The 12,340-nt window shown below is 36.1% G+C and carries 13 protein-coding genes and 1 pseudogene; 8 read left to right on the top strand and 6 right to left on the bottom strand.

The features are described 5' to 3' along the window. Window positions 1–698 (bottom strand): tyrosine-type recombinase/integrase (locus KI356_RS12450; protein ID WP_202283972.1); only part of this gene is annotated, 698 nt, incomplete at its 3' end. Between the two features lie 484 nt (window positions 699–1,182). Between KI356_RS12450 and KI356_RS12445 the strand changes: the two genes are divergently transcribed. The 8 genes from KI356_RS12445 (at window position 1,183) to clpP (ending at window position 5,770) form a co-directional block, all read left to right on the top strand. Beyond that, window positions 1,183–1,389: a DUF1657 domain-containing protein gene (locus KI356_RS12445; RefSeq protein ID WP_000216164.1), complete on the top strand. Its 207-nt coding sequence runs from the start codon at window positions 1,183–1,185 to the stop codon at window positions 1,387–1,389. A gap of 93 nt (window positions 1,390–1,482) precedes the next feature. Then, the gene (locus KI356_RS12440; protein ID WP_001170597.1) at window positions 1,483–1,968 is read left to right on the top strand and encodes a YhcN/YlaJ family sporulation lipoprotein; all 486 of its coding nucleotides are present in this window, start codon (window positions 1,483–1,485) and stop codon (window positions 1,966–1,968) included. 29 nt (window positions 1,969–1,997) lie between these two features. Then, window positions 1,998–2,474 (top strand): stage V sporulation protein AC, encoded by a 477-nt coding sequence (gene spoVAC, locus KI356_RS12435; RefSeq protein ID WP_000095403.1) that lies wholly within the window; start codon window positions 1,998–2,000, stop codon window positions 2,472–2,474. After that, window positions 2,475–3,491, top strand: coding sequence for a stage V sporulation protein AD (gene spoVAD / locus KI356_RS12430; RefSeq protein WP_000938965.1), 1,017 nt, complete (start codon window positions 2,475–2,477; stop codon window positions 3,489–3,491). Then, window positions 3,488–3,838, top strand: a complete 351-nt coding sequence (spoVAE, locus tag KI356_RS12425; RefSeq protein ID WP_000575919.1) for a stage V sporulation protein AE — start codon at window positions 3,488–3,490, stop codon at window positions 3,836–3,838. The genes spoVAD and spoVAE overlap by 4 nt, the downstream gene beginning before the upstream one ends. Window positions 3,839–3,849: 11 nt before the next feature. Next, entirely contained in the window at window positions 3,850–4,056 is a 207-nt protein-coding gene (locus KI356_RS12420; RefSeq protein ID WP_000215901.1) for a DUF1657 domain-containing protein, read from the top strand. Window positions 4,057–4,076: 20 nt separating this feature from the next. After that, complete coding sequence (locus tag KI356_RS12415) at window positions 4,077–4,946, top strand: DUF421 domain-containing protein (RefSeq protein WP_012552713.1); 870 nt, start codon at window positions 4,077–4,079, stop codon at window positions 4,944–4,946. Between the two features lie 242 nt (window positions 4,947–5,188). Then, on the top strand, window positions 5,189–5,770 hold the full coding sequence (clpP, locus tag KI356_RS12410) for an ATP-dependent Clp endopeptidase proteolytic subunit ClpP (protein WP_001049162.1): 582 nt from the start codon (window positions 5,189–5,191) through the stop codon (window positions 5,768–5,770). Between the two features lie 22 nt (window positions 5,771–5,792). Here the strand turns inward: clpP and KI356_RS12405 are convergent, their stop codons facing one another. The 5 genes and pseudogenes from KI356_RS12405 to KI356_RS12385 all read right to left on the bottom strand — a co-directional run. Beyond that, window positions 5,793–6,344, bottom strand: coding sequence for a recombinase family protein (locus tag KI356_RS12405; RefSeq protein WP_000576160.1), 552 nt, complete (start codon window positions 6,342–6,344; stop codon window positions 5,793–5,795). Window positions 6,345–6,719: 375 nt separating this feature from the next. Then, entirely contained in the window at window positions 6,720–7,850 is a 1,131-nt protein-coding gene (locus KI356_RS12400; protein ID WP_000702268.1) for a Ger(x)C family spore germination protein, read from the bottom strand. A 4-nt stretch (window positions 7,851–7,854) separates the two neighbouring features. Continuing rightward, window positions 7,855–8,949 carry a GerAB/ArcD/ProY family transporter gene (locus KI356_RS12395; RefSeq protein WP_000841208.1) on the bottom strand — a complete coding sequence of 365 codons (1,095 nt, stop codon included), beginning with the start codon at window positions 8,947–8,949 and terminating at the stop codon, window positions 7,855–7,857. Between the two features lie 8 nt (window positions 8,950–8,957). After that, a complete protein-coding gene (locus tag KI356_RS12390) occupies window positions 8,958–10,442 on the bottom strand; it encodes a spore germination protein (RefSeq protein ID WP_212935566.1) in 1,485 nt (494 codons plus the stop codon). 311 nt (window positions 10,443–10,753) lie between these two features. Continuing rightward, window positions 10,754–12,172 (bottom strand): annotated as a pseudogene (locus tag KI356_RS12385) (DUF4158 domain-containing protein); the annotation flags it as partial. Window positions 12,173–12,340: the final 168 nt, after the last annotated feature.

Raw genomic sequence — 12,340 nt, 5'->3', positions numbered from 1 at the left:
CGAAAGTTCATTTTGTTTTCGTTCTTAAGTTGATGGGCATGTGGTAGGACCCCTATAAGCATTCGTAGCTCTTCCGCTACCTTCTTCGTCATAGGTACAGCTCTAGTTTTACGGTTCTTATTCTTAGCGCCTGCTAACATAATCGTAAGGTTATCAAAATCTATATCGTTAGCCTCTAGCTGATTTACTTCGTTTACACGCAACCCGCAGTGCAACATAAGCAGCATGGCGCAGTAATCTCTATAGCCTGCATAGGTCGTCTTATCTACCACACGAAAAATGCGCTTTATCTGATTATGATTTAGCGTAAAAATCGGCGCTTCATCGGTACGTAACTTTACAAAGTCTACAGCGGGATTGCTTTTAATGTAGCCCTGCTCATTCAATCGCTTAAAGACCGACTTCAACGCCGATATGCGAATATTTACAGTGGCAGGTGCTAATTCTCGATTAAGCAGCTTATTAATATACATTTGTACATGTGCCGCCGTAATGATCTCGACTTTCTCAATGTTCAATTCTCGCATGAAATAACGAAAGAGCTTGCTGTAATCATCTATAGTACGCTTTCTAAATCCCTCTGCCCGAAATGCCTGCGCAGCAATCGCTATCGCCGCTTCTGTGTCTAGTGCTTCCGCAGTACCAATAAAATCAACTACTTCTCTTCGTCTTTTTACTACTCGTATACTTTTAGACATAATAAAAAAAGAGCCCCCTATCTGAAACGAATTTCAGACGGAAGCTCTCCGCATATGTACTATCATTATCTTCATTTGGTTACACGTAGCACCTTTTTACTATGCGACAATAATTCGCTAATGCCTACGTAGGACGTTTGCGGTTTGTTCCCGCTCAAGTTAAGCGTTAAAAACTCCGACAAACAGCTTTATACCGCACCCTAAAGCACATTTGGTTTCCTTTGTCATATATAAGACGTGGTACCGGAAACCACCGCTCTATCCGACTGAGCTATGGGCGCATGATAATAGAAAACACTTCATTTTCTTCTCATAATAATAGCAATAAAATCCATCTAAATCAATAAAAATATCCCCGTAATCCTTTATGACGCTTAGTTATGAGTATATTAACAAAGCACCCCCCTAAATTTTCCAATCATAAATTCACCCCAACTCACAAATTATAATCTTTGAATTGATATTCCAAAGGAGGCTTCATTCAATGACTGTAATTACGAAATTAAAACAAACTGTTTCTGGATTAAAAAGTGCACAAGCTAGCTTAGAGGGATTCGCTCTTGATACGGATAACCAACAAGCTAAGCAACTTTTCCAAACAGCTGCACAGCAAACACAAACGATTATCGATTCTTTAAACCCACGCGTTGAAGAAGTAAAACAAGAAGAACCACAATACTCACAGCAATAACGAATCAGTCTTGCTGTGAAATAGAAAAAGGATGATATGCAGTCATCCTTTTTCTATCACATTACATATTGCAATAGAAATGGAATGATAAATATGCAAAAACTCGGACTCATAACCGTATTATTTGCCCTTCTATTTAGCTCTTTTACCGGATGTGATAATAGTCCTTTAGATAAAAAAGTGAAAGAAGAAGCAAAACGAACGGAGAAAGAGAAAGGTCCAAAGTTAACAAAAACGAGTATGGAATCCTTTAATCAATCTATATCACAAGGAGCCAAGAAAAGAGCTCTCACTATGGATGAAATTATAAAAAGTACAGCAGTAAATTCAAATTTAGATCTCTACATAGCAGTTACACCTGAGCATCACGAAAGATTTGGATTAAAACCTCTCCGTAAGAAGCTCCAAAAGCAGCTAAGTGATGAGCACCCCACTTTCGATGTTCGTGTAAGTACAGATAAAAAAATCTTTATGTTACTTGAAAAGCTTGAAAGAAAAATTAAGGAAAAGAAAATATCTAAAGATGAAATTAATAAACAATTAAAATTCATTGGTAAAAAAATGGAGTCTAACACTTAACGCTTTTTAAAAGAAAAGGAAGGTTTGCAATGTCTAGTAAAGATAAAAACTTAACCCCTGTGCAACAGGAATATAAAAAATTCGAGCAAGAACGCGAACCGAAGCGTCCTGTCTTAAAAAACTGTATAAAAGCCTTTTTCGTTGGTGGTTTCATTTGCCTAATTGGGCAACTCATTTCTACTTTTTATATTACGTATTTCGATTTCACTGAACGCTCAGCAGGGAATCCAACAGTCGCAACTCTTATTTTCATCTCCATGTTATTAACTGGATTTGGTATATACGATCGGTTTGGTCAATTTGCCGGAGCAGGCACAGCTGTACCTGTCACTGGATTTGGTAACTCCGTTATTGCCGCATGTATCGAACACCGCACAGAAGGTTTTGTACTCGGCGTTGGTGGTAACATGTTTAAATTAGCTGGTTCTGTTATTTTATTTGGTGTATTTTCCGCTTTCGTCATCGCACTTATTAAAACGATTCTCGTTCAATGGGGAGGGCTATAAATGTTACAAGGACACCGAACGTGGGTATTTGAAAACAAACCAGTTATTATTTCGACGGGAGTCGTTGGCGGGCCGTTTGAAGCTAAAGGCAAAATTCCAGAAGACTTCGATACCCTCCATGAAGATTTATGGCTCGGACAAGATTCCTATGAAAAAGCACATAAAATTTTGTTCGAAGAAGCTTGTAGCCGCGCTACTGAAAAGGCAAAACTTCGTAAAGACGATATTCAATTTGTACTCGCAGGCGATTTAATTAATCAAATTACCCCTACAAGCTTTGCTTGCCGTACACTGGGCACTCCTTATCTCGGACTATTCGGCGCTTGTTCTACTTCTATGGAAGGTTTAGCACTTGGAGCAAGTATCGTAAATGCAAAAGGCGCAAAATATTTATTAACTGGTGCATCCAGTCATAATACAGCTGTAGAAAAACAGTTCCGCTATCCTACCGAATATGGTGGGCAAAAACCACCTACCGCGCAGTGGACAGTAACCGGTGCTGGCGCTGCTATTTTAAGCGATACTGGACACGGTCCTAGGGTAACATCCGCCACAATCGGACGAGTGGTTGATATGGGGTTAACAGATCCGTTTAATATGGGAGGGGCAATGGCTCCAGCTGCCGTTGATACAATTGAAGCTCACTTACGCGAGCGACAAATTGATGCTTCTTACTACGATTTAATCGTAACGGGTGACCTCGGACATGTCGGCCGTGAAATTGCTTATGACTTACTACATAAACATGGAACGAAAGTAACGAGCGAACAGTTTCAAGATTGCGGGCTACTCATTTATAGAGAAGGGCAGCCTGTCATCGCTGGTGCTAGCGGACCAGGATGCTCTGCAACTGTCGTATACGGTCACTTATTAAACCGAATGAAAAGAGGAGAGTTTAATAAAATACTTGTCGTTGCGACAGGCGCTTTACTATCTCCACTTACATTCCAACAAGAAGAAACAATTCCGTGTATCGCTCACGCCGTTTCGATTGAATTTGGAGGTGCAACGCAATGATTTTTTTCTGGGCTTTCGTCATTGGCGGACTTATATGTGTAATCGGCCAACTTATGTTTGATGTTGGAAAGCTAACACCAGCTCATACAATGGCAACACTCGTTGTTGCTGGAGCTATATTAGATGGATTCAATTTGTATGAACCATTAATTGATTTCGCTGGAGCTGGGGCAACTGTACCTATTACAAGCTTCGGTAACGCCCTCGTTCACGGTGCAATGGAAGAAGCTGCAAAACATGGCATCGTTGGCGTTATTACTGGCATGTTTAAAGTAACGAGCGCCGGTGTGTCCGCAGCTATTATTTTCGGTTTCATCGGAGCATTGCTATTCAAACCGAAAGGATAAGAGGTGTTTGTATGACTGTTATCGCTAGCGTAAAAACCTGCCTTGCTAGTGTAAGGGGCGCTCAAGCAAGTTTGAGCTCCCTTTCACTACATTCACAGGACGCAGAATCAAAACGTGTATTTCATGAATGTATGTTAGAAATGGAGAGCATCATCGCTGATTTACAAAATAGAGTTTCAGTATTAGAACGTGAAGAACCTCAATATAAAGGGTTTTAAGTAGACTGGAGGAAATGACTATGTCTCACCTGCCGGAATGGACACTTGTCATTCTTCGCTCTGTATTCATATTAATTATTTTATTCGCTATTACGAAATGGTTAGGGAAAAGACAAATCTCTCAGCTCTCCTTTTTTGAATACATAGCCGGAATGACAATCGGTGACATCGCTGCCCAAGTATCTACAGGGCTCGATTCAAAATTTTTTCACGGCGTCTTTGCGATACTCATTTTCGCTGTGGTACCTTTTTTAACAGGAATCCTTTCTTTAAAGAACAAAACAGCTCGGGACTTCTTTGAAGGGAAATCTACCGTATTAATAAAAGATGGAAAGATACTCGAAGACAACTTAAAGAAAGAAAAATATACAAGTGACGAATTACTGGAACTTCTTCGTGGAAAAGATGCCTTCAGCGTAGCTGATGTTGAATTTGCTGTACTAGAACCGAGCGGAGAATTAAATGTATTATTAAAGAAAGATCGCCAACCACTCACAGCAAAAGACATCGGTTTAAAAGTAGCAAACGAAAAAGAACCACAAACTGTTATTATGGATGGCAATGTACTAGATGAACCTCTTTCAGCAAGCGGACATAACCGAGCTTGGTTACATTCTGAGCTCGAAAAACTCGGTGTTGTCATTGAAAACGTCTTTCTCGGTCAAGTGGATTCATATGGACAACTTACTATCGACATTTATAATGACAAACTACAAATGCCTTCTCCTCAAAACAAACCTTTATTATTGGCATCTTTAAAAAAATGTCATGCTGATCTTGAACTATTTTCTTTAGAAACAAAGTCGAAATCAGCAAGCGAAATGTATAGTAAAAACGCGAAACAAATCGAAAAGATTTTAAATAAAGTGACCTATCTTTTAAAAGAATAGATATCGAAAGAACGCTTCAGTAAAAAAGGCGTTCTTTTCTTTTTTTCTACAGTTTTTATAACGTTTAAATTTATGTAATTCGGTTATGATGTTGAAGATACATAAGCAGGGAATTTCAAAAACATAGCGAATATTTCATGGTACAACTACATATTTTTTTGATTTAAAGTGGTTTCGTTTGACCTTTATTGACCATAATTGTATTATAAGACTAAGAAAGCTTTTGAAGGAGGAAATAACAGATGAATTTAATTCCTACAGTAATTGAACAAACAAATCGTGGAGAACGCGCTTACGATATTTACTCTCGACTATTAAAAGACCGCATCATTATGCTTGGTAGCGCAATTGATGACAACGTAGCTAACTCAATCGTTTCCCAGCTTTTATTCTTGGAATCTCAAGATCCAGAAAAAGATATTCACATCTACATCAACAGCCCTGGTGGTTCTATCACAGCAGGTATGGCAATTTACGATACAATGCAGTTTATTAAACCGCAAGTATCAACAATCTGTATCGGTATGGCTGCATCTATGGGTGCATTCTTACTTGCAGCAGGTGAAAAAGGAAAACGTTATGCACTTCCAAACAGTGAAGTAATGATTCACCAACCACTTGGCGGGGCACAAGGTCAAGCGACTGAAATCGAAATCGCTGCTAAACGTATCCTATTCTTACGTGAAAAACTAAACCAAATTCTTGCTGACCGCACTGGTCAACCACTTGAAGTGCTACAACGCGACACAGACCGCGACAACTTCATGACAGCAGAAAAAGCTTTAGAATACGGTTTAATCGATAAGATCTTTACAAATCGTTAATAACTAAATTACTGAGGCAACCCTATAGCGCCTTGTCTAAATACCTATACAGCGTGGTCTTACTGATACCAGTCGCCACTGTAATTTGCTTAATTGTATAGTCTTTACTCTTATACATCTTAACAGCCATTTCCACTTTATCTTCTTTCTTAGTAGGTCTCCCACCTTTCTTTCCTCTTGATCTTGCTGCTTGAAGACCAGACTTTGTTCGTTCACTAATAATATCTCTTTCTAGTTCAGCGATGCTTGCCATTGTACGAAAGAAAAACTTTCCCATTGCGGTTGAAGTGTCAATACTGTCAGTAATTGATACAAAATGTACACCCATATCGTTAAATAATTCGCTCAGTTCTATCAAATGTTTTGTGGAACGTGAAATACGGTCAAGTTTATATACAACAATTTTATCGCCACTTCGTAAAATTTTTAAAAGGTCTTCTAATTGAGGCCTATCTCTTCGTGTGCCAGTTAATTTTTCTTTATAAATCTTCTCAACCCCGAATTGTGTTAATGCATCAACTTGCATATCTAGGTTTTGTTCCTCCGTACTCACTCGCGCGTAACCAAAAATCATAATTAATCACCTACTAAAAACTATTTATATGAATATATTAGCACCAAAAACGGTGTTTGTTATTAAAAATGTTACTTTGATTTTGGGAATGAGTTTTGGTACCAAAGATCAGGGTAAATAGAGTGTGTTTTGCTCCAATAAGGACCAGCCCCATAAATGTCCGTTTATGGGGCTAATTTTATTAAACTAACCAGCCGCAGTATGACTGAAGAGAGCTCTTTTATTTTTGTTCCGCAATAGGGCCAGATTGTTGAATAAGGATTGTAGTTAATTATGGTTTTACATACAATTATTGAACTATTGGAAGATAAGTTTAATATCAACCTCGGTGAGCTCTTCATAAGTAAATGAGGTTCTTCACAAGTAATTCGTGAACTAATCAACTGCCCCAGTTCGTTTTATTTCTACCTTAATATTTGGTTTTAAATTTAATGTGGAATACTTTCCTCTCAAATCTTTTTCATTTAAATTGGAATATTTTCTTATACTTTTTATTTTTCTTCCAATGCCAATTGGATCAGTATTTAATTTTCTAAACTCCTCAAGAATATCCCCGAATTCTTTGTTTAGTTCTTCTTCAATTATTAGCTCCATTTTTTTTATTGATTCCTTATTTTTAAGAGTAACAGAAGGCTGTAATTCTATAGTTGAAACTAAAATAGATGCATTTAAATTAACCGACTCTTCCTGAGATAATTCAACATTTCCGCGGTACTTTATTGGGTGAATTGTAATATTAAATTTATCTCCTTTTTGCTTTTCGACTAGTTTTATTCCCTTTTCTTCTAATACCTCTGCAGGAATATTTAAAGTTATATCCCCCAAAAAAGCATTATGATTGGTGAATAATTTTATATACAGGTTTTTTTTCATGGAAATAGAACCAACTATTTTATCATCCCTAAATAATGCAACCCCATCTAAATAGGGTGCTACACCATTCTCATTCGATAGAATAGGTAAGGTAGGATCGATACCAATTTCATATAGTGTGGAAATAAAATCATGCAAGTTGGAGTTGACTAACATTTCTTTCTTTTCGTGTTTATCCAATAGTTGATAGATATAGGATCCCATTTCGGGATATTCTTCATAGTTTTTATTTTTAATCGTCTCCTCAGCATTATCAGTAATGGCCAAAAAGATTAAAGAACTGATACTGCTATCTCGTTGCATAGTATCCAGAAAAGAAGAAATTCCTACTGTTTCTGCCATATTTTTATTAAACAGTATGGTCCTTAATTGACCAGAAGTAAGGTGGTGGCTTGTCTGTTGTTCTAAATTTTGTCTTATTTGTTTGCTTGTAGTTCCGACGGCAGAAATGGTTACACTCGTCTTTTCTTCTTTACGGTCGAATTGTAACAAGCTAATAGTGCCTTTGTATGTATTCTCATCAAGTAAGTCAAAACCAATAATAGTTGAAATTCCTTGCCTTTCTAATATTTTTTCAGGTGGCATACATGCCGTACAGAGAAAGACACAAAGTAGAATAAGCCGTATTTTCATTTTTTCAACTCCGTTTTGAACGTGAAAAGATTTTAGATTTAATGATTGAAATGAAATATAAGAATATTGGATAGATAAACCATAGGTAAAAGCCTACTTGACCAACTTTATCAATCAAAAGGTTATTGTCGACTCTTTTTGTGATAAAAAAACTCGTGATAAAAATGATTATTGAGATTACCCATATTCCATGTTTTAGTTTTAAATGAAATATTTGTTTAACTCCTTTGGAAGAAATGAATAGGATTATACATAAATTTGGAAAAATAACTAATATCCATAATGAAACTGCTATAGATTCAAAGCGCTCAATAAATGGAAAATGGACAGCGCTTATCATACTGACAATAGGCCAGATCTGTTTTTCTAATTCTTTAGGGCTATAAAATAATATGGAAATAACAGTTGCAATTAAAACAAGAAGTGTGGTAAACCAGATTGCTAATTGACTGAATAGAAGTAGTTTTTTTTTCTCCTTTATAAAAGGAAAAATAAAAAATAAAGTCTCAAAACCCAACATTGTATAACTGCTTTTAAAAACTCCTTTCATCATTTCTGACGGAGTTGTCGACATGATGGGTAAAATTCTAGTTAAGTTTATGGAATCAAGTGGTTGATACATCACAAATAGCAGCCATATAGTCATTAAAAAGGATAAGAAGCATATCCCTGCAACTACTCTGAATCCACCTGATACTGCATAAATTGTTATTAATAATAGTGCTAAAGTGCCTACCCATTCATAAACTCCTTCATATCCCCATGTTAGGGACAATTCAACATAACTGATGATGATAGAGTAATGTACAGCAATAAAGTAAATGACAATTAAGGTATTGATGATACTTCCTATAAAGCGACCAAATAAATTTTCGTGTATTTCATAAAGATTACAGTTTCCATGTTTTTTAAGTATGCTAATAATAATCCAAGTGATAATACTAATGAATAGACCGGATAGTAAAACTGAGATCCAAGCATCTTTCTTAGATTCAAGATAAATAATTTTCGGGACTCCAAGTATGCCCATACCAATTTGCGAAGTGTGTATGATAAAGAAAGCCATATAGGCATTTACAAAACTAATATTTGATTTCATTATCCACCTCAAAATTCATCTAAATCTTTTTCTGTTTTTTTAAATCTCCACCTTGTGCGGAATGAATCTTTTGGGCGATTGACAACAGGACGTCTCATATAAAAATGGTGGGGTAGACGTATTAAGAAGTATTTTATATCCTTAATCCTAAAAGGGTATAGAGGTGCAAGATAAGGTTTGTTTAATGATGTCAATTTTAACAAGTGGACCATCATTACACAGACACCGATAATAATCCCATTTAATCCCCAAACACCTGCTAGAATAATGAAAGGAAATCTAGCAATTCTTATAGCAGTGCCCATTTCATAAATAGGAGCCGTAAATGCCCCTAATGCACTAAATGCCACAATAATAATTAAAATGTTGCTAGTTAAACCTGCCTCAACAGTTGCTTGGCCAATAACAATACCTCCAACAATCCCCATTGTTTGCCCTACTTTTGACGGAAGGCGTGCCCCAGCCTCTCTAAGTAATTCAATTAATAATTCGAGTAAAAGTGCTTCTAGCAAAGGTGGAAAAGGAACTTGTGAACGTGATTGCCCAATTATAAGTAACAATTTAGATGGAATTAGTTCAAAGTGAAATGTCATGGTTGCAACATAAAATGCTGTAAGAAATAGTGACCCTGCCATAGCAAATAATCGTATAAATCTTATAAAAGTACTTAAGGACCATCTCAAATATATGTCTTCTGTTGATTCAAAAAACGAAAAAAAATTAGCAGGTCCAATAATAGCAATTGGACTTTCATCTATAAGAACACCAATCCGTCCGTTTAAAATAGAGTAGAGGAATCTATCGGGCAACTCTGTTAATATAAACTGTGGAAAAAATGAGTAATGATTATCTGCAAGACATTGTGCCAATACTGAACTGTCACTTATATTATCAGTTTTTATATTTTCAAACTTCTCCTTAAGTGTTTTAAGTGTGTCATCATCCGCTATATCTTTAAGATATATAATTCTTACTTGCTTCTTAACACGTTCTCCTATTTTTAATTCATCTGTACACAAATTAGAATCATTTAGATTTCGTCTTATAATTTTAATGTTAGAAGATAATGATTCTGTAAACGATATTTTAGGACCGTATACCAATGATTCTGTTTCTGCTTTCTCAATAGATCTTTCAATAGGGTTGGCGCAATTTACCATAAATGCTTTACTTTCGTCTGATAAGTAAATATAAGCGAATCCATTTAAGAGGGAAGAGATAATCTCTTGTTCCTTAAGGTTTTTCTTTACTTCGTTCATTGGTATGTTTTTCAATAAATAAGAGTAAGTTATGTATTCTATCGGAAGTTGTTGAATGTATTTAATTACATACTCATTTAGAAACTCTTGTTTAATTAAATTTTTCATGAAAATAACTTCGAGACAATCTCCACCAACTTCAAGTGTTCTACACATTAAGTCTGGTGATTCGTTGAGGATGTATTTAATTTTTTCATAATTAGGGCAGTTATTTTTATTTAGATGGAGTGTCATTTGAATCATATCCTTCAATAGTTTTTTTTTAGTATTTGAAGTAGGAATCATTTTATACTTGTTTTAATAAAGAAGTAAGGATTGAGAGTAATTTTAGGACCTATGGTTCTGAAACGAATATGGAACAAGGAATTTTAGATGGTAACCAACAACATGTTGTAGAAATCAATTGGCCAGAACTAGCTGGTATATATGAGGTTGAATTTAATGAAATGTGGGGCAGTTCTACATTATCTTTTGATAAAGTAAATTCTAACATCAGTACTCGTAAAATCGATAATACAACACATGTTATTGATATTAACGGTAAAACACCGGAGGCGCGTTCGAAGTGTTTGTAAAACAGCAATCTCATAATTGATTCGGTTAACCCTCTCCATTCCCTTACTATCCGTCTCAATAATGATATCCTTCCATTTGGGCTGGATCACTCCTTCAATAGGAACTTCGTCATTAGCTGCAAAAAAACGTTGACCACTATCACCATATTCTCGAATTAGTTGAAGAGCTTCAATGACAGGTTGATGAGATTGATTATTAGATCTGAACGTAAGATTTTTTAAGATATTACAGAAAGCAATCCGATAATGCCCCCGATAGGAAGAATGCATCTTTATATAGATTTTTTCTTTGTATTCTCGGTGATTTCTTGTCATGTCTTTAATAATATCCCGAATTGTTGAAGCGCCTACAATCGGATATAGAGTATCTTGAATAATTCCATCTGGATGATTAACCGTCGCTTTTAATAAGTTGATAATATGTTTATTTTTCCCTTGAACCCTTTCCAACTCTTCTACTGCTTCTTTACGGGTAGTATTCTTGGCCTTATTTCCGAACTTGAGAGTGATTTCATCCAACAGATCAGCTAAATAGTCGATAACTTCAGCATGACGATGCCAAAATAAGATGGCAAGTAAGGTGTAGCGAATGGGTGCTGGATGTGCTCGCAATTCCGTTACAGTCTCAGTAGCTGCACGAAGTCGATATTTCTTTAGTAATTTTGGAGTCATATGATGAAACAAACCATTAGGAATTTGGAGATGTCGTATAGCTAACAGTTTTTTAACCTCCATCTCCATCGCATTTACACTTGGTTTACGAGGAGAAGATAATAGTTGACGAAAAGTTAAAATGTCGGTTTCCTCTCCATCAGAATCCTCATCAGCATGGGACTCAAGTAAAGCATCTAACCGAGTGCACGTCTTAGCAGATAATTGCTGATATGTCATTTTATATAAGCTCTTTTCAAAAGTATCAATGGCAGAGTCAATCATACGCTTTAAGCTCCCAATAGAAGGAGGTTCAACTTTCCATTTACGAAAGAGACTGTATGCTTGGTTTTTTAAATAGTCTGTATCATGTGTAGACTGAACTTGTTCTTCTAACCATTGTCCCAAACGATCATTATCTGTACGTGTAAGCTCCTGAAATCCAAAAAAATCCCTTATATTTTTTCGATGTCGGGTATAAGTCTTTTCTTTTCCACCCCAACTATATTCATCAAATTGATCATGCGAAACATCAAGCTGTTTCGCTATGTACTCGATCACTACTTTTGGGATGTCTTGCTTTTGGCTAGGGAATCTAGCTTTCTGTTGGAAATACTTTAGTAACACGGCAAAGCCCAAACGGTTCGTTTCTGTTTTATTCCCCATAGATAGATGTAGTTCATTTGGCATTAACATAAAGTTTGCTAAAAGCTCTTCTTCATTCCAATTTTTCTTCACTGGTTCTCCCTCTGATCTACATGTTTTTTTAATAGTATAATTTCAAACATAGAGACCATCAAGATAACTAAGAAAAGCAGCAAAGCTAAACCATTTTCCTTTTATTGTAATATATCTGACGGACTAGAGCAGTAACCCTGTGATTAAGCCTGAAAGAATATAGAATGA

Source organism: Bacillus hominis (assembly GCF_018332515.1).
GTDB lineage: Bacteria > Bacillota > Bacilli > Bacillales > Bacillaceae_G > Bacillus_A > Bacillus_A hominis.
Note: the sequence above shows the minus strand (reverse complement) of the source record. Positions and strands in the feature narration are given on the sequence as shown.

Bases quoted from the DNA above. Each gene is read 5' to 3' on its own strand.
- spoVAD (WP_000938965.1), top strand. From the start codon at position 2,475: ATGTTACAAGGACACCGAACGTGGGTATTTGAAAACAAACCAGTTATT.
- KI356_RS12420 (WP_000215901.1), top strand. From the start codon at position 3,850: ATGACTGTTATCGCTAGCGTAAAAACCTGCCTTGCTAGTGTAAGGGGC.
- KI356_RS12445 (WP_000216164.1), top strand. From the start codon at position 1,183: ATGACTGTAATTACGAAATTAAAACAAACTGTTTCTGGATTAAAAAGT.
- KI356_RS12405 (WP_000576160.1), bottom strand. From the start codon at position 6,344: ATGATTTTTGGTTACGCGCGAGTGAGTACGGAGGAACAAAACCTAGAT.
- KI356_RS12415 (WP_012552713.1), top strand. From the start codon at position 4,077: ATGTCTCACCTGCCGGAATGGACACTTGTCATTCTTCGCTCTGTATTC.
- spoVAC (WP_000095403.1), top strand. From the start codon at position 1,998: ATGTCTAGTAAAGATAAAAACTTAACCCCTGTGCAACAGGAATATAAA.
- KI356_RS12400 (WP_000702268.1), bottom strand. From the start codon at position 7,850: ATGAAAATACGGCTTATTCTACTTTGTGTCTTTCTCTGTACGGCATGT.
- KI356_RS12440 (WP_001170597.1), top strand. From the start codon at position 1,483: ATGCAAAAACTCGGACTCATAACCGTATTATTTGCCCTTCTATTTAGC.
- KI356_RS12395 (WP_000841208.1), bottom strand. From the start codon at position 8,949: ATGAAATCAAATATTAGTTTTGTAAATGCCTATATGGCTTTCTTTATC.
- clpP (WP_001049162.1), top strand. From the start codon at position 5,189: ATGAATTTAATTCCTACAGTAATTGAACAAACAAATCGTGGAGAACGC.
- spoVAE (WP_000575919.1), top strand. From the start codon at position 3,488: ATGATTTTTTTCTGGGCTTTCGTCATTGGCGGACTTATATGTGTAATC.
- KI356_RS12390 (WP_212935566.1), bottom strand. From the start codon at position 10,442: ATGACACTCCATCTAAATAAAAATAACTGCCCTAATTATGAAAAAATT.